The 18,253-nt window shown below is 65.3% G+C and carries 18 protein-coding genes; 8 read left to right on the top strand and 10 right to left on the bottom strand.

The genetic code is table 11. The features are described 5' to 3' along the window. Positions 1-11: 11 nt before the first annotated feature. The 5 genes from KBC94_RS08320 to KBC94_RS08300 all read left to right on the top strand — a co-directional run bounded on the left by KBC94_RS08320 (position 12) and on the right by KBC94_RS08300 (position 4,600). Complete coding sequence (locus KBC94_RS08320; protein ID WP_294368565.1) at positions 12-776, top strand: ABC transporter ATP-binding protein; 765 nt, start codon at positions 12-14, stop codon at positions 774-776. Between the two features lie 154 nt (positions 777-930). Further along, positions 931-1,656, top strand: a complete 726-nt coding sequence (locus tag KBC94_RS08315) for an ABC transporter ATP-binding protein (RefSeq protein WP_294368562.1) — start codon at positions 931-933, stop codon at positions 1,654-1,656. Continuing rightward, entirely contained in the window at positions 1,653-2,645 is a 993-nt protein-coding gene (locus KBC94_RS08310) for a branched-chain amino acid ABC transporter permease (protein ID WP_294368559.1), read from the top strand. The genes KBC94_RS08315 and KBC94_RS08310 overlap by 4 nt, the downstream gene beginning before the upstream one ends. A gap of 18 nt (positions 2,646-2,663) precedes the next feature. After that, entirely contained in the window at positions 2,664-3,728 is a 1,065-nt protein-coding gene (locus tag KBC94_RS08305; RefSeq protein WP_294368556.1) for a branched-chain amino acid ABC transporter permease, read from the top strand. After that, complete coding sequence (locus KBC94_RS08300; protein ID WP_294368554.1) at positions 3,725-4,600, top strand: alpha/beta fold hydrolase; 876 nt, start codon at positions 3,725-3,727, stop codon at positions 4,598-4,600. The genes KBC94_RS08305 and KBC94_RS08300 overlap by 4 nt, the downstream gene beginning before the upstream one ends. A gap of 229 nt (positions 4,601-4,829) precedes the next feature. Here the strand turns inward: KBC94_RS08300 and KBC94_RS08295 are convergent, their stop codons facing one another. Then, positions 4,830-5,585 carry an IS30 family transposase gene (locus KBC94_RS08295; RefSeq protein WP_294369194.1) on the bottom strand — a complete coding sequence of 252 codons (756 nt, stop codon included), beginning with the start codon at positions 5,583-5,585 and terminating at the stop codon, positions 4,830-4,832. A 9-nt stretch (positions 5,586-5,594) separates the two neighbouring features. Here KBC94_RS08295 and KBC94_RS08290 point away from each other — a divergent pair, with 9 nt between their 5' ends. Continuing rightward, positions 5,595-5,870 carry a hypothetical protein gene (locus tag KBC94_RS08290; protein WP_294368550.1) on the top strand — a complete coding sequence of 92 codons (276 nt, stop codon included), beginning with the start codon at positions 5,595-5,597 and terminating at the stop codon, positions 5,868-5,870. An 845-nt stretch (positions 5,871-6,715) separates the two neighbouring features. Here KBC94_RS08290 and KBC94_RS08285 read toward each other — a convergent pair. The 9 genes from KBC94_RS08285 to KBC94_RS08245 form a co-directional block, all read right to left on the bottom strand. Beyond that, the gene (locus KBC94_RS08285) at positions 6,716-7,570 is read right to left on the bottom strand and encodes a restriction endonuclease (RefSeq protein WP_294368546.1); all 855 of its coding nucleotides are present in this window, start codon (positions 7,568-7,570) and stop codon (positions 6,716-6,718) included. A 5-nt stretch (positions 7,571-7,575) separates the two neighbouring features. Further along, the gene (locus KBC94_RS08280; RefSeq protein WP_294368543.1) at positions 7,576-8,715 is read right to left on the bottom strand and encodes a ParB/Srx family N-terminal domain-containing protein; all 1,140 of its coding nucleotides are present in this window, start codon (positions 8,713-8,715) and stop codon (positions 7,576-7,578) included. Positions 8,716-9,610: 895 nt separating this feature from the next. Further along, positions 9,611-10,069, bottom strand: a complete 459-nt coding sequence (locus KBC94_RS08275; RefSeq protein ID WP_244917779.1) for a PA2169 family four-helix-bundle protein — start codon at positions 10,067-10,069, stop codon at positions 9,611-9,613. Positions 10,070-10,346: 277 nt separating this feature from the next. Continuing rightward, a complete protein-coding gene (locus KBC94_RS08270) occupies positions 10,347-10,586 on the bottom strand; it encodes a hypothetical protein (protein WP_294368539.1) in 240 nt (79 codons plus the stop codon). Positions 10,587-10,642: 56 nt separating this feature from the next. Continuing rightward, positions 10,643-10,954 (bottom strand): GNAT family N-acetyltransferase, encoded by a 312-nt coding sequence (locus tag KBC94_RS08265; RefSeq protein ID WP_294368536.1) that lies wholly within the window; start codon positions 10,952-10,954, stop codon positions 10,643-10,645. A 67-nt stretch (positions 10,955-11,021) separates the two neighbouring features. Next, positions 11,022-13,730, bottom strand: a complete 2,709-nt coding sequence (locus KBC94_RS08260; protein ID WP_294368534.1) for a response regulator — start codon at positions 13,728-13,730, stop codon at positions 11,022-11,024. Between the two features lie 287 nt (positions 13,731-14,017). Further along, positions 14,018-14,209, bottom strand: a complete 192-nt coding sequence (locus KBC94_RS08255; RefSeq protein ID WP_294368532.1) for a hypothetical protein — start codon at positions 14,207-14,209, stop codon at positions 14,018-14,020. Positions 14,210-14,574: 365 nt separating this feature from the next. Continuing rightward, positions 14,575-15,261, bottom strand: a complete 687-nt coding sequence (locus KBC94_RS08250; RefSeq protein ID WP_294368529.1) for a substrate-binding domain-containing protein — start codon at positions 15,259-15,261, stop codon at positions 14,575-14,577. A gap of 43 nt (positions 15,262-15,304) precedes the next feature. Then, complete coding sequence (locus KBC94_RS08245) at positions 15,305-16,210, bottom strand: LysR family transcriptional regulator (protein WP_294368526.1); 906 nt, start codon at positions 16,208-16,210, stop codon at positions 15,305-15,307. A gap of 108 nt (positions 16,211-16,318) precedes the next feature. Between KBC94_RS08245 and KBC94_RS08240 the strand changes: the two genes are divergently transcribed. Beyond that, positions 16,319-17,767: an aromatic ring-hydroxylating dioxygenase subunit alpha gene (locus KBC94_RS08240; RefSeq protein WP_294368524.1), complete on the top strand. Its 1,449-nt coding sequence runs from the start codon at positions 16,319-16,321 to the stop codon at positions 17,765-17,767. Further along, positions 17,764-18,246 (top strand): aromatic-ring-hydroxylating dioxygenase subunit beta, encoded by a 483-nt coding sequence (locus KBC94_RS08235; protein ID WP_294368520.1) that lies wholly within the window; start codon positions 17,764-17,766, stop codon positions 18,244-18,246. The genes KBC94_RS08240 and KBC94_RS08235 overlap by 4 nt, the downstream gene beginning before the upstream one ends. Positions 18,247-18,253: the final 7 nt, after the last annotated feature.

Genomic DNA, 18,253 nt, shown 5'->3' with positions numbered 1-18,253 from the left:
GACTTCCGCAATTGCTTGAAACCCAGAACCTCACCATCCGCTTCGGCGGGCATGTGGCGGTGAATGCCGTCAGCTGCCGCTTCGCGCCGGGCACGCTGACGGCCATCGTCGGCCCCAACGGGGCGGGCAAGACCACCTACTTCAACCTGGTCTCGGGCCAGCTCAAGGCCACCGAGGGCAAGGTGCTGCTGAACGGCCGCGACCTGTCGGGGCTGCCGGCCTCGGCGCGCACGCGCGCCGGCCTCGGCCGCGCCTTCCAGCTGACCAACCTGTTCCCCAACCTCACGGTGCTGGAGAACGTGCGCCTGGCCGTGCAGGCCGCGCACGAAGGCGGGCACCGGCGCGGCCTCAACCTCTGGAGCATCTGGAGCGACCACCGTGCGCTGACCGAGCGCGCCGACGCGCTGCTGGCCGAGACCAACCTCAAGGCCCGGGAGCACGACGTGGTCGCCAGCCTGCCGCATGGCGACCAGCGCAAGCTGGAGGTGGCGCTGCTGATGGCGCTGGAGCCGCAGGTCTTCATGTTCGACGAGCCCACGGCCGGCATGAACGCGGCCGAGGCGCCGGTCATCCTCGACCTGATCCGCCGGCTCAAGCAGGACAAGACCAAGACCATCCTGCTGGTCGAGCACAAGATGGACGTGGTGCGCGAGCTGGCCGACCGCATCATCGTGCTGCACAACGGCACGCTGGTGGCCGATGGCGAACCGGCCGAGGTGATCGCCTCGCCCGTGGTGCAGGAAGCCTACCTGGGCGTGGCGAAGGAGGCGGCATGAGGCGCTCCCAGATTGGCTCCCTCCCCCTCTGGGGGAGGGCGGGGGTGGGGGCCAGCACGGCCACGCACGCCCACCTCGTCGCGAACGCCGCACGCCTTGCAAACGCTGCAGCCCCCATCCCCCCCTTCCCCCAGCGGGGGAAGGAGCAACAGCCATGAATCAAGCACTTCTCACGCTGGAAGGCGTGCACACCCACATCGGCGCGTACCACATCCTCCACGGCGTGGACCTGGTGGTGCCCAAGGGGCAGCTCACCATGCTGCTGGGCCGCAACGGTGCCGGCAAGACGACCACGCTGCGCACGATCATGGGCCTGTGGAAGGTGGCGCAGGGCCGCGTGCAGTTCGGCGGCAAGAGCATCGCCAACCTGCCCACGCCGCAGATCGCCGACCTGGGCATCGCCTACGTGCCCGAGACCATGGGCATCTTCGCGGACCTGACGGTGAAGGAAAACATGCTCCTGGCCGCGCGCAGCGCCCGCCGCGCGCAGGACATGGACGAGGCGCGGCTGAAGTGGATCTTCCGGCTCTTCCCCGCGGTGGAGAAGTTCTGGAACCACCCCGCCGGCAAACTCTCCGGCGGGCAGAAGCAGATGCTGGCCGTGTCGCGCGCCATCGTCGAGCCGCGCGAGCTGCTCATCATCGACGAGCCCAGCAAGGGCCTGGCGCCGGCCATCATCAACAACATGATCGACGCCTTCGCCGAGCTCAAGGCCAGCGGCGTGACCATCCTGCTGGTGGAGCAGAACATCCACTTCGCCCAACGCCTGGGCGACACCGTGGCCGTGATGGACAACGGCCGCGTGGTGCACGCCGGCGCCATGGCCGAGTTCTCGGCCGACACGCAACTGCAGCAGCGCCTGCTGGGACTGGCCCTATGACGACCCTCGCCAAAGACATCGACTGGAAGCCCCTGCTGCTGGTGCCCGCGCTCGCGCTGGTGGCCCTGCCGCTGGTGGGCTCGCCCTCCACCTGGCTCACGCTGACCATCGCGGGCCTGGCCATGGGCATGATCGTGTTCATCATTGCCTCGGGCCTGACGCTGGTCTTCGGTCTGATGGATGTGCTGAACTTCGGCCACGGCGTGTTCATCGCGCTGGGTGCCTTCGTGGCCACCAGTGTGCTGGGCGCCATGGGCGACTGGACGCAGTCCTCGTCCATCCTCACCAATCTGGTGGCGGTGCTGCCGGCCATGGTGGTCGCCATGCTGGTGGCGGGCGCGGTGGGCCTGGCCTTCGAGCGCTTCATCGTGCGGCCGGTGTACGGCCAGCACCTGAAGCAGATCCTCATCACCATGGGCGGCATGATCATCGGCGAGGAGCTGATCAAGGTGATCTGGGGCCCGGCGCAGATTCCGCTGCCGCTGCCCGAGGGCCTGCGCGGCTCCTGGCTGTGGGGCGATGCCGCGGTGGAGAAGTACCGCGTGCTGGCCGTGATCGTCGGCGCGCTGGTCTTCGGCCTGCTGGCCTGGACGCTGGCCCGCACCAAGATCGGCCTGCTGATCCGCGCCGGCGTGCAGGACCGCGAGATGGTCGAGTCCCTCGGCTACCGCATCCGCGTGCTCTTCGTCGGCATCTTCGTGGCCGGCAGTGCGCTGGCCGGCCTGGGCGGCGTGATGTGGGGCCTGTATCAGCAGAACGTGATCCCGCAGATGGGGGCGCAGGTCAACGTGCTGATCTTCATCGTCATCATCATCGGCGGCCTGGGCTCGACCACCGGCGCGCTGATCGGCGCACTGCTGGTGGGGCTGATGGCCAACTACACCGGCTTCGTCGCGCCCAAGGTGGCGCTGTTCTCCAACATCGCGCTGATGGTGGCGATCCTGCTGTGGCGGCCACAGGGCGTGTACCCCGTGGCGGGCAGCCGCTGAAAGGGAAGGGGACCGATCATGCTTCGACGCCTTCTTTCCAACGACCTGCCGCGCAGCAAGGTGCTGGCCGTGCTGCTGCTGGCGGTACTGCTGGGCCTGGCCTTCGCGCCCTTCCTGTTCCCGGGCGTCAAGGCGCTCAATGTGGCGGCCAAGATCCTGGTCTTCATCGTGCTGGTGGCCAGCTTCGACCTGCTGCTGGGCTACACCGGCATCGTGAGCTTCGCGCACACCATGTTCTTCGGCATCGGCGCCTATGGCGTGGCCATCGCCGCCACGCGCATGGGCGCGGGCTGGGACGCCGTGCTCGTCGGCGTGCTGTGCGCGCTGGCCGTCTCGCTGGTGCTGGCGCTGGCGGTGGGCCTGTTCTCGCTGCGGGTGCGGGCCATCTTCTTCGCCATGATCACGCTGGCGGTGGCCTCGGCCTTCCAGACGCTGGCCTCGCAGCTGTCGGATTTCACCGGCGGCGAGGACGGGCTGACCTTCAAGCTGCCGGAACTCATCTCGCCCAGCTTCGAGTTCAGCGAGGAGCCCTTCCTCGGCGTCTCGCTCGACGGCCGGCTGCTGTGTTACTACCTGCTCTTCGTTCTGGCCGTGGTGCTGGTGCTGGCGCTGCTGCGCATCGTCAACTCGCCCTTCGGCCGCGTGCTGCAGGCGATCCGCGAGAACGAGTTCCGTGCCGAGGCCATCGGCTATCGGGTGGTGGTGTTCCGCACGCTGTCGGCCGTGCTGTCGGCCCTGTTCGCCACGCTGGCCGGTGCCATGCTGGCCATCTGGCTGCGCTACAACGGGCCGGACACCTCGCTCAGCTTCGAGATCATGGTCGACGTGCTGCTGATCGTGGTGATCGGCGGCATGGGCACCATCTACGGCGCAGCCATCGGCGCGGTGCTCTTCGTGGTGGCGCAGAGCTACCTGCAGGATCTGCTGCGCCTGGGCAGCGAAGCAGCGAGCGGCCTGCCCTGGCTCTCGGCGGTGCTGTCGCCCGACCGCTGGCTGCTGTGGCTGGGCGTGCTCTTCGTGCTCTCGGTCTATTACTTTCCCACCGGCATCGTCGGCAAGCTGCGCAGTAGGAGCGCGAAATGAGCGTCACCCCCACTTCCCATTACGCGCAGCTGGTCGGCCGCGAGATCCACTGGATGGACTGGGGCGCCCCGGCCGCGCCCGCGGTGATCGCGTGGCACGGCCTGGCCCGTACGGGCCGCGACATGGACGAGCTGGCAGCACACCTGGTGGCCGAAGGCTGGCGGGTGATCTGTCCCGACACCCTGGGCCGCGGCCTCAGCCAGTGGAGCCCGGCCCCTGACGAGGAATACCAGCTCGCCTTCTATGCGCGCCTGGCCGACGCACTGTGCGAGCACCTGGGGCTCGCCCGCGTCCACTGGGTAGGCACCTCCATGGGCGGCGCCATCGGCACGGTCTGCGCATCCGGCCTCGTGGTGCCAGCGATGAAGAAACGCATCGCCGCGCTGGTGCTCAACGACAACGCGCCGCAATTGGCCGCCGCGGCCATCGAGCGCATCAAGGCCTATGCGGGCAATCCGCCGGCTTTCGACACCGTGAGCGAGCTGGAAGTCTTTCTGCGCACCGTCTACAAGCCGTACGGCTGGCTCAGCGATGCGCAATGGCGGCGCATGACGGAGACCTCGACCCGCCGCCTGCCGGACGGACGCGTCACGCCGCACTACGACCCGGCCATGGTGCGCCAGTTCACCGTGCACGACGACGACTACCTCATCTGGTCGCACTACGACGCCATTGAGGTGCCGGTGATGATCCTGCGCGGCGGCGAGTCGGACCTGGTGCTGCCGGAGACTGTCGATGCGATGCGCCATCGAGGTCCGGGCGCGGCGGGGCGGCTGACGGTGCTGGAGGTGCCGGGTTGTGGGCATGCGCCGGCGTTGAACGTGCCTGGGCAGTTGGAGCCCATCGCGGCCTTCCTGCGTGCGGTGCCTTAGTTCGACGCGACGGTTATGAAGAAGGCACGCTGTCGCGGGGCTGCTGCATGGCAAGGGACAGGGTGCGGGTGCGGCCGTAAGCGCGGCCTCACCAGCCTTGCGGCGCAACGTTTGACGTACGGGACCGCCATGGCGGCGAAGTCGTGAAGGGGAACCTGCGAGCGCAATCTTGCAGGCAATGCCTCTTGAGGGATGGCGGATTCAAACCAGAAGTGCAACACCCAGGCCTTCAGTGAATGGTGTTGGATTGTGGCGCGGAGTGGGTGATGAGGAGTTGACGGTAGACGGCCAACGATATTCTCACCCCCAGACCCTTGCGGGGGCCCGTTGTTGATTCCGTGGCAATGGCGTCGAGCCGTTCCTGGCTGTAGCCGCTCAAGTCCATGCCCTTGGGCAGGTACTGACGCACCAGCTCAATGATGTTTTCGTTGGAGCCACGCTGCCAGGGGCTGCGCGGATCGCAGAAGCACATCGCCACGCCCGTGTGGGCCGTCAGCTCCTTGTAGCGTGCCAACTCGCGACCCTGGTCGTAGGTCGGCGTGTTGCGCTTCGGCTGCGTGATGCTGCGCAGCTTGTCCGTGAAGGCCTGCATCACGCTGGCCGCACTGGCAGGTTTGGGATGGGGCAGCTTCACCAGCATCAGCAGCCGGCTGGTGCGCTCGACTAGTGAGCCCACCACGCTGGCGTTGCCTCGCCCTTGATCAGGTCGCCCTCCCAATGCCCGGGGAACTTCCGGTCTTTGACCTCGGGCGGGCGCACGTGGATGCTGAAGCATTTCCGGGATCTGCCCGCGGCGGTCCTGCCCCTTGCTGCGGGGCGTGCGCTTGTTGTGCGCCTGGCGAAGGCAGGCCACCGGTTCGCGCTTGAGCTCGTCCACAGTCTGGGCGTAGATGCAGTTGTGAATCGTCTCGTGTGACCCGCGGTGGTGGCCCTTGGGCCAGAGGCTCGCCAGTGTCAGGTCAATTTGCTCGGACGACCAGCACAGGCCCAGGCGATGACGTACGAAGCCGAACGGGACGCCTTCGGGATCCAGCTTGCGGGCAAGGCGCGCCGCAAGCCTGCGTTGTCAGCAGCAAATGGGAGCCGTGACGCTGGCGTAGCCGGTCGAATCGGCGTTGCGTTCCATTTTGCGGCTGACGGTGGACGCCGAGCCCCCAGCCCACGGACCATGGCGCACGCCCAGGCCCTGCTGGCGCAGGCTTGCCAGCGTCACGCGATCATCAGGTGGATTTGGTGGTATTTCTTCGTCGAAGTGCTGGGCATCTGCTGACCTTATCGGACGGCGGGTGATGCACTTCAGGTGTGAATCCTCCCACTCCGAACTTGGTGATTGTGTGCCTCATATCCAAAGGGGCGATACAACTCCTAGCTCTCTATGTCAGCATTAGGCCGACAACTCAGTTTCTTGCGCTGCTTGAGTCACCGCTGTTACATATCAAGTCACTTCTTAACGCTGCGCGCCAGTCAAGAAAACTACTCGAAAGGAATTTCAGTGGATGCAATTGCGATCCCTAGAGGCGTTTTAACGCTCAAGTCAAGGGTTAGAAAACTCTATCTGAGTTGGTGGGCGACACACTACGCTATTGGACTTATTGGCGTCTTAGGTGGAACACTGCTTACGGCGCTCACGTCAGCAAATGGGGAATCATCTGCCACATCTGATACCCTGATAACGTTTGGACATTTAAAAAACTATTCCTGGCTTATTGGCATTATCGCCGCGGTATGCACTAGCTTGGTAACGTTCTTGGGTCCAATAGGTAAGGCGGAGCGTTATTGGTCTGCCTATCATGTACTTGACCAAGCATGCCTTGAATACGAACAAGGTCTGCTGTCTGTCAAGAAATTTGTGACTCGTGTTCGTTATGCTAGAACAATTTTGCAAGCAGGCGGAAACGGCGATGATCAGTTAAATGATGTCATTGCAGACGCTGAACGCGACATCCGAATTCGAAGTGCGCAGAGCTCCGAGAAGAGAGAGCAATAGAGCAATTACTGAACAGCTCACCATTTGCGGAAAGCGTGGGCGCTGTATTTCAGATTTGAACTGCCCTCCTAAATCTGAGTTAAGCTGCCTGCCGTAGCTCTTCAATTCGCGCGAGGCGTGGGCGTCGCTTAGAGCCAGTTTCTGCACTCGTCCACTAACTTTGTTGCCCGATCTGCCGGCGGTAGTGCTGCATGAAAGCCAGTAGAGAGGCAGATCAGTTCTGCAAGATCAAGAGTGTCGGAAAGGATGATACCGTGGTTCTTCGCTTCGTCGGCCGCTCCAGTTTGAAATCCTGAGTGAGCCATGACCCAGCCGATAATTGGTCCCCTCGACTGTTCAAACCATGCTGGAATGTGGCGACGTACTCGATCACTTCGATGTCTGACGTTCTGCATTGTCGTTATGAATTGCTCTAATTTGTCTACGGCTACTGGTGAGCCATACTTCTTGCACTGACCGACAATCCGGACTTCCGCACCGACTGCAGAGAAGACATGTGTCTTCGTATGCATTGATAGAGTTGCAAAGAAGTCAATTCCTCCTTCGTTGCCGGGCGGAGTGAGCAACGTTTGAGTGCTACCAATCGCCGTGCATGAGACGCAGGCCAATGCCTCATACTCTCTATCTGTCAGCGCATCAATTTGACGAAGAACTTGTGGACGAGACATCGCTAAGGTCCCGCGCGATCTATCCTGAGCATTACCAGATGCGGCCAGCGTGTGACACGCGGAGGAAATCGCAAAGACACCGCCTGTAGCCTGAAGGAAGAATGGCGTTAAACCCCTTGCAATGTGCTCATCTATCTCGCGTGCCAACCAGTTCCAATATTTGCGCAAGTTGACGTCGGCGAACGCATCTGCGTCTGACCGAGCCTTTCGGAGTGTCGTTTGCGCTAGTTGGCTGAGCAACGCGCGAAAGTCCGTATTTCCCGGCGCAAGTTGCGTTCGATGCAAGGCGGCCAGTAGTTCTTTCTTCTCGCTCACAAAAATTAGGGCTTGATATCAGAGATCACGTTCTCCAGTTTTATAAGTGCTTCGATAATCTTTGCTTTTGTCTCGGGGTCCTTCATCGCCTTGTAAGGGACATTGCCTACGACCTTCGTGCAGATTTCGACTGCCGCGAACAGTTCGGAGACCGGATCTGACTTTCTTTTCGCTTCCTCTTCAAAGCGGCGGGTCAGCAGCAGTGAATAACAAGCCTCAAGGTCGGTTCCCCCTCTAAACTGTTCAAACAGATCCTTCTCATTAATCATCAGAACGGCAAGCTGGCGAATGTCATCACGCCTGGCAATACGCCTCCGCCCGAAGTCGCCCTTTTTCGACGTCCCGTCCTCTACTCCCGTATCGGGTCTTGGATAAAGCCAAGATATGAATTCGTCGAGATTCAATTTGCTTGTGAACTCATACTTATCATCATTCCACTCCAGCCACTCGCGCACTGGTGCTGAGCTTCGTCCGAAGAGTTCCTGAAAATACGGGTAGGAGCGTTCGTCAACTTCATTTATGTAGTCGGAAGCTTCGCGAGCTTGCTTGAAAGCATAATATCCGCGAACCCACTGACCTGCTCCATGAGGAGTCAGCCCGAATCGCTTTCCGACTTGTGTAAGCGATAGTGAGTCCTTCTCCATTTGTTCGACAAGCAACTTTGCCTTGTTAAATGCAGACCATTCGGCAACGCCGGAAATGTGCCGCAATCCCTGAAAGACCCAAGCTGCGTCCCCATCCGTTCCGGTGTACAGAAGGCAGGGGATGCTGGCGAGTGACTCAATAACGGTTGGAGAAACAGCGGAGCCGTCAAGCGCGTACTGGCCTATCAGTTTCGCTGCGCCGATACGACGATTGCCCTCAAGCACGACATATTTGTCGTGTGCAAACTGCTTGACGATTACCCGATCAATTGGAAGAAATCCGTTGACTTCCATGCTCATGCGAAGCTTCTCCACATCGAAGTCGGCTATCAGCCTCCGATGGGCAGCTTCCTGTACATCAGGTTTATCCCAGTGCTCAGTCGCGATGTATGCCCAGTCTGAGTCGGTGAATCGAGGATTGTTTGGATCGAGATAGATCTGAGCCAGTGGCAAGTCGACTGGCTGGAGATGTTGGTGCAGCGGCGCCATTGCTTGCGTCATGTTTGATCCGTTGTTGTGCAACAGAAGTGATTGTCGCTTGAAGTGCTGTGGAGGTTGTTGCGACGCCCTGATGCCAGTTGTGCAGGCCGTTGTGGCTCTCTGACATACCTGTCCCCCGCTGCCCAATCTGGATGTGCCCCACTGCGCGCCAAGAGGGTTCCGCAGAGGTTGCGCGAAGGCCTGCGATTAATTGTGCCTGCGTAGTAAGGACATTGCGTTTGTCGGGTGAAGACATTCATCCGCTTCCATCCGCTGCGGCACCGTGCCGAGAGGGGTACGCTGGAAGTGTGTGGCCGCCCCCGCAGCACCGTCGGCGCCTACCCGGCTGTTCTCAGCGTTGAAGTTGCACGGGTTGTGTCTTCCGGCCGCAACCACAGCATTGTGCTAGCCAAGCGGCTACACGGCACGGAAATTCGGATCAGCGAGACATCGAACTGCTGCTCACGCATCTGGACTTGGCGCAGCTGCCGTGGGTGATGCGTAAGAAGGAGATAGCAAAGCGTTACAGCTTGACATTGCCGCGGTCGCTCCTGCCTGACCGCTCACCAGCCTCAGTAACATTCGACTGGCTTGGGCGGCCAATGTCGAATAGCGAAGCCAGACCCCGGGCGGTCCGCCGATGCTTGGGCGGCCGGTTGTTCGTCTGGGCGATCAAGAAGCAGGGTTGCCACGCTCATGGCTGCAACTATTGCGAGCCATCGCGCGCTGGGGGCCTAAACTTTGGGTGCGCCTGCTGCGGGCACGGGCCGGCTTCGGTCTGCACTGACGTGCTTTAGTTGTGCGTGATGATTACTCTCGCGGGTGCGCAGGATCAGCCAACCCTGGCCCTCAATCCGCTGCCACGCAAGACGCCCGTCAGGCCAACGCTCACACGGGGCACGAGCCCCGCGGGCAATCAGCTGGCAGCGCGCGCCTCGTCGCGCAGGCGCTTGATCTGATCGTGGTTCTTCTGCGCGCCCTGCGCCTGACGCTCGATCAGCGCGCGCACATCGGCCGGCAGATCCTGCTGCAGTGCCTTGCGGTAGCGCGCCACGGCGGCATCTTCGCCGCGCTCGCATTCTTCGAGCATGGACTCTTCGCTGTTGGCACCGACGGCGCCCTTCACATGCACCCAGCCGCGGTGCAGCGCGCCGGACGCGGTGCCGCCGTCTGCGGGCTTGCCGCCCAGGCGGATCACGACTTCCTCCAATTCGCGAGCGGCTTGGGCGCATTCCGCAGCGCGGGTGCTGAAGGTGGTGCGCAGGCTGCTGTTCTCGACCTCTTCGGCGCAGAGTCGGAAGCCGTACTCGCCGTCGCGCGAGTTCTCCAGCAGGTCGTTGAGGGTGTCGATGACGTCGTTGGTGGTCTGGGCCATGGTGGGCTCCTTCTTCAATGGGTGGTTCGGTGACCGAGGGGAGGGGAGAGAAGCCTTCCCTCTCGGCTGCGGAACCGCCATGGTTGAAGGGACCGATCTTTCGGCCCGTCGTCGGGCCACGCGCCCCGCTGTAGGTGCAGGGGCCTTCGCGCTGCCCGTCAGGCGCAGAGCGGTTGTCGGATGCACCGGCTCAGAGCCGAAGGGTGTGCGGTCCGGCTCCAGCGGTGGCGCTGGGCGTGACGAGTTGACGGGGACAAGAGACTTTCCGGCGCTCGGATCAGGAGAGCTGCAGCAGCTCGGTCGGGCTGATCATGTGTAGCCGCATGAGCTCGTCGGCCACCCGCGCGCCGCTCAGCGGGGTCACGCCCTCCCGCTGCGCATAGGCCAGCAGCCCGTTGCGCAAGGTGATGCGTGAAACGAAGAAGCTGCGTTCCCGCAAGTGCGCCAGGATCTCATCCACCACCACCTCGAATAGAGCGGCTTCATCAGGCGGTGTGGGCGGGGTGGTGTCGGTCATGGCGCGGCCGGGAGGAGTGGTGCACGGCGCGAAGCAAGCTTCGTGCGAGCCCAGGCTCAGATGCCGAAGGCGCGGCGGCTTTCCGGTGCGATGAGGTCGTGGAACTCGGGATGCTTGCGCAGGAAGGCCGCCACGAAGGGGCAGACCGGAATCACGCGCGTGCCCATCGCCCGCACATCCTTCAGCGCGTGGCGCACCAGCGTGGAACTCAGACCGCGGCCCTCGAATTCGGGAAGGATCTCGGTGTGGGTGAACACCAGCCCGTTGGCGAGCACGTTGTATTCGCTGAAGCCGGCCAGTGCGTCGCCCAGCAGGATCTCGTAGCGGTGGGCGGCTTCGTTCTTTCGAAGGGTGGGGGTCTGCGTCATGCGGCTCCTTGCGGTCAAAAGGTGGCCGGCCATCATCGCCGAGCGCCGTGGCCGGCGCCCAGGCTCGTCAGTGGCGTCCGTCTGTCGCAGCGGCCGTCGAGGCGGCCTGCATCGGTGCCGCGGGTTCGAGCGCCGCCTTCACGGCCGAGACCAGCGCCGCGGAGGTGTAGGGCTTGGCCAGGATCAGGCTGCCGCTGAGTTCGCCGCGCAGCAGGGGCGAGGCATCGCCGCTGGCGAAGATCGTGACCAGTTCGGGCACCTGCGTGCGCAGGGCCGCGGCCAGTTCGGTGCCCGAGGCACCGGGCAGGTTGATGTCGGTCACCATGACCTGCGGACGATGGCGCTGCGCCAGGGCCTCGGCTTCCTCGGCGCTGCCGGCCTCGACCACGGTGAAGCCCGTGTCGGTCAGCATCGCGGCTGAGGTCACGCGGATCAGTGGATCGTCTTCGACCAGCAGCACGACGCCGGCGCTGGGGCGGGCCGGGGCGGCTGTGGCGCTCGCCGCGGCCGGCCGGTCTGGCGTCGATGCGGAGGCCGGAGCGGCACTGGAGGGCGCAGGGGCCGCGGGCGCGGCGGCCTGCCGCTGCGCCCGGTTGCCCAGCAGGTGGCGCACCTTGCGCGCCAGGGCCTCGCGCGAATAGGGCTTGGACAGCAGCTCCACGCCGGCATCCAGCCGGCCGCCGTGGACGATGGAGTTCTCGGTGTAGCCCGAGGTGAAGAGCACCGCCAGGTCCGGAATGCGCTGGCGGGCCTGACGCGCCATCTCGGGGCTCTTGAGCGGGCCGGGCATCACCACGTCGGTGAAGAGCAGATCGACCGGAATGCCGCTTTCGATCACGGCCAGGCCCTTGGATGCATCCGAGGCCTGCAGAACCCGGTAGCCGAGGTCGGCCAGCATGGCCACGACCACCTCGCGCACTTCGGCATCGTCCTCTACCACCAGCACGACCTCGGTGCCGCCCTCGACGGCGCCGGCGTCCAGTCGCACCGCGACATCCTCCGCCTGCATGGCGCGCGGCAGAAACACCTTCACGGTGGTGCCATGCCCGACTTCCGAATAGATCTTGATGTGGCCGTTGGACTGTTTGACGAAGCCGTACACCATCGACAGGCCCAGGCCCGATCCCTTGCCTTCCGGCTTGGTGGAGAAGAAGGGCTCGAAGGCCCGGGCGATCACCTCCGGCGGCATGCCGGCGCCTGTGTCCGATACAGCCAGCATCACGTACTGGCCCGGCGCGACCTCGTCGTGCTGCCGCGCGTAGGACTCATCCAGGTGCACGTTGGCCAGCTCGATCGTCAGCCGGCCCGAGCCGTTCATGGCGTCGCGCGCGTTGATGGCGAGGTTGAGCACCGCGTTCTCGATCTGGTTCGGATCGACGAAGGTGTTCCACAGGCCGCCCCCGAGCACCGTCTCGATCTCGATCGCGCCACCCAGGGCGCGGCGCAGCATCTCGTCCATGCCCTGCACCATGCGGGTGGCGTTGACCACGCGCGGCTCCAGCGGCTGGCGCCGGCCGAAGGCCAGCAGCTGGGCCGCCAGCTTGGCCCCGCGCGAGACGCCGGCCATGGCATTGGCCACCAGCCGCTGTGCGCGCTCGTTGCCGGCGATGTCCTTGGACAGCAGGTGCAGGCTGCCCGAGATGACCTGCAGCAGGTTGTTGAAGTCGTGGGCCACGCCGCCGGTGAGCTTGCCGATGGACTCCAGCTTCTGCGCCTGCGCGAGCTTGGCCTCGGCCTGCCGGCGCTCGTCGATCTCGGCGATGACGCGCGCTTCGAGGTTCTCGTTGAGCAGCCGCAGTTGCTCCTCGGCCCGTTCACGGTGGCGCACCTGGGCGGCCAGCGCCGTGGCCTGGGCCACCAGGCTGCGTTCCGCGGCGCGCTGTTCGGTGATGTCGGTGTGCACGCCCACCCATTCGTCGATGCTGCCATCCGCGCGCAGGATGGGCAGGCCGCGCACGGCGAAGTTGCGCCAGACGCCGTCGCTGCGGCGCACCCGGTGCTCGTGGATGAACATGGTGCGGCCTTCGACGGCCGCATTCCAGGTGGCGATGGCGCCCTGCGCATCGTCCGGATGCAGGGCGTCGGCCCAGCCGTAGCCTTCGTATTCCTGCTGGGTTTGCCCGGTGAGCGCGGCCCAGCCCGGCTGTTCGCCGGTCATCCGGCCGTCGGCGCTGTTGGTCCAGAGCACGCCATGGACGGCGTCCATGGCGGTGCGAAAGCGCCGGTTGCCAACGCGCAGCCCGGCTTCCTGCCGCGCCCGGTCGGTCACGTCGAGGACGGTGCACATGACGCCGGCCGCCGCGCCCGCGGCTTCGTACACCGGCGTGTAGAAAAGGTCGAAGACATGCTGCCGCGGCCCGTCCTCGCGCATCAGCGTCATCGCGTGTTCGCGGAAGCAGACGATCTCGCCGCCAAGGCAGCGTTGCAGCACCTCCCGGTTCCATTCGGCGATCTCCGGCCACACCTCCATCGTCGTCCGGCCCAGTGCATCGGGATGCTGCGTGCCCAGCACGGCCCGGTAGGCGTCGTTGTAGAGCATCACATGGTCGGTGCCCCACATCAGCACCTTGGGCACGGGCGAGTTGACGATGTTGGAGACCGTGGTCCGCAGCGCTGGTGACCAAGTTTCCACCACGCCCAGCGGGGTGGTCGACCAGTCCCGCTGGCGGATCAGTGCCCCGCATTCGCCGCCTGCGGGCGGCCAGCCCGTGCCGTCGGACGGCGTTGGGCCCGAGTCTTCTGAAAGGGACGGCTGGACGGTGGAGACGTTCGGCATATCGGCTGTCGGTGGGGGAAAGCGCAGGAAAGACAGCCGGCGTGGGTCCTCACCCGTCCGTCAGCGTCGTGGCGCGCAGAGCGCCGCGGGATTCTCGTCAGCCGAAAGCGGTCGTCTTGACGGACAAGGCCGCGACACGCGGGGTGTTCGGGCCCATGGCCGCTGCGTGTGGCGGGGCCTCGGGCGCCAGGGCCTCGCGCCGTTGCGGGCAGCCGCGGCAGGGGAGGTGGGCCGGATGCACAGCGGCCTGTCGCGTGTGTCGTGCGTGCGCGGCGAGGCGCGCATCTTCAAGGCCGGTGCAGCGACGTCCAGCAATAGATCACCAGCGAAAAGCACAGGCTGATCAATAACGCGACCACCTTCTGCGCCGTATTTCTTTCTTCGGCACTGATGAAGAAAAGAACGACCGCCAAGACAAAACTGATGGTCAGGATCATGAATTGTTCGGCCGGCATTTTCTGGAAGCCCAGCAGGGTCATCGATGGCGGTTCAAGGGAAGCAGGCGTCTGCGGCCATCGATTTGCGCCGGGCCGCCCCCCAGTATGAAGCGCGGCCCACGTGCATTCAGTCAATCAATGAAATCTTTTGTCAATGTAATGAAAAGGCTGGTGAATTAATTCCTCTTCTGCGCGTTTGGCTGGATTGCCGCCAGACACCGCCCCCAGGTCGTGGCTGGCCTCGCCGCGAACGGCGGCGACCCATATCGGAAAAAGGAATTGGAAAAGTGGGGAGGGCCGTCGGCTCAATTCGGCCGGCGGCCTCGTCGGTCAAGGCCTGGCGGAAACGGGGATCGACGGTCCCGAAATACCGCCCGGCGTGGGCGTGCCACCGATGCGGCTGGCCCTCAGGCCGGCGCCATCCCTTGGCGACGAATGGCGCCGGCGGCCTCGGGGCCGGCCATGAAGTCGAGCACCGCCTGGGCCTCAGCCGCCCGCGTGCTGGTGGCCGCCACGGCACCCGAGAAGGTGGTGACGATCTGGATCGCGTCGGGCAGCGGGCCCAGGATGTCGATGCCTTCCAGATTCAGCATCTCGCTGAGCTGCTGGAAGCCCAGCGCCACCTCGCCCTTGGCCACCAGGCTGCCCACCGGCACGCCGGGCGGCGCGGTGACGATGCGCGGCTGGATCTCGGCGGCGATGCCCCAGCGCTCGAAGAGCTTGGCCAGTTGCACGCCGCTGGGGCCGGTGGAATAGGCCAGGCTCTGCGCGCCCAGCACGGCCTGCTTGACGGCCTCTTCGCTGTCGATGGCGGGCCGCGCCGCGCCGGCCTTCACGGCCACGGCCACGCCCGAGGTCACCAGGTCCTTGCGCGGGCCGGCCGTCTTGCCGGCGGTGGCCAGCTGGTCGATGGCGTTGGCCGCCAGCACCACCAGGTCGAAGGCCTCGCCGGCCTGCACGCGCTTGGCGGCATCGACGCCGCCCACCGATTCCACCCTCACCGCCTGGCCGGTGCGGCGTTCGTAATCGGCCGCCAGGTCGTTCAGGATCTGCCGGGTGGCCATGGAAGAGATGAGCGTCAGGGGGGCGGTCATGCTGCGGGTCGATGAGGGGTTGTCGAATGAACGGCGGATTGTGTCAGCCGTCGCCGAAGCGCGTCGCGATCAGCTGGCGCAGCCACTGGTTGGCCGGCTCCCGGTGCAGGCGCGCGTGCCACAGCAGGTGGATGCCGATCTCCGGCAGCGGGGCGGGGTGCGCCAGCCAGCGCAGGCCGAAGGGCCCGGCCATGCGCTGGGCCAGCCGCTCGGGCACGGTGGCGATCATGTCGGTGCCAGCCAGGATGTGGCCCAGGGCCACGAAGTGCGGCACCGTCAGCCGTACCCGGCGTTCGATGCCCTGGCGGGCCAGCTCGTCCTCGACCACGCCGTGGCCGGTGCCCGCGGAGACCACGGCCAGGTGCTCGGCCGCGCTGAACTCGCGCAGGCCGATGCGGCGCTTGTCCAGCGGATGGCCCTGGCGCATCAGGCACACATAGCGCTGGGTGAACAGGCGCCGCTGGAAGAAGCCGGTGCGCAGCTGCGGCAGCAGGCCCAGGGCCAGGTCCACATGGCCGGACTCCATCTCGTCCTTGAGCTGCACCGCGGTGTTGCGTACCGTGCTCACGGTCACGCTGGGGGCGGCCTCGGCCAGGGCTTCCATGAGGCCGGGCAGGAAGTAGATCTCGCCGATGTCGGTCATGCCGATGGTGAAGGCGCGGCTGCTGGTGGCGGGGTCGAAGCCCTGGTCCTGCCGCAGCGCGCGCTGCAGCAGCTGCAGCGCGGCGGCCACCGGCTCGGCCAGTTGCACGGCGCGGGGCGTGGGCTCCATGCCGCGCGAGGTGCGCAGGAAGAGTTCGTCGCCCACCGCCTTGCGCAGCCGCGCCAGCGCGTTGCTCACGGCCGGCTGGCTCAGCCCCAGCGCCCGCGCCGCGCCCGAGACGCTGCGCTCGGCCAGCAACTGGTTGAACACCAGCAGCAGGTTCAGGTCGAGCTGCTTGAGGTCCATGACGTGTTATTGACAATGGTGATGGGGCCTATTCACCGGATTCTATTGGTGGATAGTGGGCCCGGCTGGATGATGCGGCCCATTACGACAACGACGGAGACACACACGATGAACAGCGCGCCCCACGAGGCCCCGCTGCGCTGGGAAGCCGGCGGCACCAGCCGCATTCCCTTTGCCGCCTACACCCGCGACGACCTGCACCGCCAGGAACTGGAGCGCTTCTTCTACCGCGGCCACTGGTGCTACGTCGGCCTGGAGGCGGAGATTCCCAACCCCGGCGACTTCAAGCGCACGGCCGTCGGCGAGCGCTCGGTGATCCTGGTGCGCGCACAGGACGGCAGCATCCATGTGGTGGAGAACGTCTGCGCCCATCGAGGCATGGCCTTCTGCCGCGAGCGCCACGGCAACCGCAAGAGCTTCACCTGCCCCTACCACCAATGGAACTACAACCTCACCGGCAAGCTGATGGGCGTGCCCTTCCGCCGCGGTGTGCGCGACGAGTCCGGGGAGATGCACGGCGGCATGCCCGAGGACTTCAAGCCCGAGGACCATGGCCTGACCAAGCTCAAGGTGGCCACGCGCGGCGGCGTGGTGTTCGCCAGCTTCGACCATGAGGTCGAGTCGCTGGAGGACTTCATGGGCCCGGTCATCCTGCGCTGGTTCGACCGGCTCTTCAACGGCCGCAAGCTCAAGATCCTGGGCTACAACCGCCAGCGCATTCCCGGCAACTGGAAGCTGATGCAGGAGAACATCAAGGACCCGTACCACCCCGGCCTGCTGCACACCTGGTTCGTCACCTTCGGCCTCTGGCGGGCCGACAACAAGTCGCAGCTGGTGATGGACGAGCGCCACCGCCACGCGGCCATGATCTCCACCCGCGGCCAGCAGGGCGCCGCCGCGCAGGTGACGCAGGTGTCGAGCTTCAAGGAGAAGATGTCGCTGGAGGACGCGCGCTTCCTGGACATCGTGCCGGAGCCGTGGTGGGGCGCTCCGCCGCTGCCGGGCCGCCCCAAAGCGGCGGACGCCCCCTCGGGGGGCAGCGACGCACACGTAGTGGCGAGCGTGGGGGCACCTGTTCCGACCGCCGTCATGACGACCTTATTTCCGAGTGTCATCCTGCAGCAGCAGGTCAACAGCGTCTCGACGCGCCACATCCAGCCCGACGGCCACGGCGCCTTCTTCTTCGAATGGACACACTTCGGCTTCGAGGACGACACCGAGGAGATGCAGCAGCGCCGCCTGCGCCAGGCCAACCTGTTCGGTCCGGCCGGCTTCGTGTCGGCCGACGACGGCGAGGTGATCGAGCTGTCGCAGATGGCCTTCGAGAGCAAGCCCGGCCACCGCGCCCTGGCCGAACTGGGCGGCCGCGACGTGGGCGATGCCGACCACATGGTCACCGAGACGCTGATCCGCGGCATGTACGACTACTGGCGCGGCGTGATGGAGGCACCCGGGGCCGATGGACCACCGGCCGCAGCGGCGGCGGCCCGACCGTCGCCGTGTGCGTCCGAAGGCGACTCGCCCCAAGTCCATGGGGAAGGGAGCGCCGCCCGATGAGCCCGCTCAACTTCGAGGACTGGTTCGCGCTGAGCCAGCTGTACGCCCGCTACGCCAGCGCGCTCGACGCCGCCGACTGGGACGCCTGGCCGGAGTTCTTCACCGAGGACTGCCGCTACCGGCTGCAGCCACGCGAGAACCATGAACGGGGCTTTCCGCTGGCCACGCTGGCGTTCGAGAGCAAGGCCATGCTGCGCGACCGCGTCTACGGCATCCGCGAGACGCTCTACCACGACCCCTACTACCAGCGCCACGTGGTCGGCACGCCGCTGGTGCGCGAGCTGGTGGACGGCCGCATCCACTGCGAGGCCAACTACGCCGTCTTCCGCACCAAGCTGTCGCAGCTGACCACCGTGTTCAACGTGGGCCGCACCATCGACGAGGTGGTGCGGATGCCCGACGGCTCGCTCAAGTTTGCGTCGCGGCTGGTGGTGTACGACAGCGAGATGATCCCGAACTCGATCATCTACCCCATTTGAGGCCGGC

It is taken from the genome of Pseudacidovorax sp. (assembly GCF_017991995.1).
GTDB lineage: Bacteria > Pseudomonadota > Gammaproteobacteria > Burkholderiales > Burkholderiaceae_C > Xenophilus.
Note: the sequence above shows the minus strand (reverse complement) of the source record. Positions and strands in the feature narration are given on the sequence as shown.

Coding starts and splice junctions, on each gene's coding strand:
- KBC94_RS08315 (WP_294368562.1), top strand. CDS start 931: ATGAATCAAGCACTTCTCACGCTGGAAGGCGTGCACACCCACATCGGC.
- KBC94_RS08310 (WP_294368559.1), top strand. CDS start 1,653: ATGACGACCCTCGCCAAAGACATCGACTGGAAGCCCCTGCTGCTGGTG.
- KBC94_RS08305 (WP_294368556.1), top strand. CDS start 2,664: ATGCTTCGACGCCTTCTTTCCAACGACCTGCCGCGCAGCAAGGTGCTG.
- KBC94_RS08300 (WP_294368554.1), top strand. CDS start 3,725: ATGAGCGTCACCCCCACTTCCCATTACGCGCAGCTGGTCGGCCGCGAG.
- KBC94_RS08290 (WP_294368550.1), top strand. CDS start 5,595: ATGACGTACGAAGCCGAACGGGACGCCTTCGGGATCCAGCTTGCGGGC.
- KBC94_RS08280 (WP_294368543.1), bottom strand. CDS start 8,715: ATGACGCAAGCAATGGCGCCGCTGCACCAACATCTCCAGCCAGTCGAC.
- KBC94_RS08275 (WP_244917779.1), bottom strand. CDS start 10,069: ATGGCCCAGACCACCAACGACGTCATCGACACCCTCAACGACCTGCTG.
- KBC94_RS08270 (WP_294368539.1), bottom strand. CDS start 10,586: ATGACCGACACCACCCCGCCCACACCGCCTGATGAAGCCGCTCTATTC.
- KBC94_RS08265 (WP_294368536.1), bottom strand. CDS start 10,954: ATGACGCAGACCCCCACCCTTCGAAAGAACGAAGCCGCCCACCGCTAC.
- KBC94_RS08260 (WP_294368534.1), bottom strand. CDS start 13,730: ATGCCGAACGTCTCCACCGTCCAGCCGTCCCTTTCAGAAGACTCGGGC.
- KBC94_RS08255 (WP_294368532.1), bottom strand. CDS start 14,209: ATGACCCTGCTGGGCTTCCAGAAAATGCCGGCCGAACAATTCATGATC.
- KBC94_RS08250 (WP_294368529.1), bottom strand. CDS start 15,261: ATGACCGCCCCCCTGACGCTCATCTCTTCCATGGCCACCCGGCAGATC.
- KBC94_RS08245 (WP_294368526.1), bottom strand. CDS start 16,210: ATGGACCTCAAGCAGCTCGACCTGAACCTGCTGCTGGTGTTCAACCAG.
- KBC94_RS08240 (WP_294368524.1), top strand. CDS start 16,319: ATGAACAGCGCGCCCCACGAGGCCCCGCTGCGCTGGGAAGCCGGCGGC.
- KBC94_RS08235 (WP_294368520.1), top strand. CDS start 17,764: ATGAGCCCGCTCAACTTCGAGGACTGGTTCGCGCTGAGCCAGCTGTAC.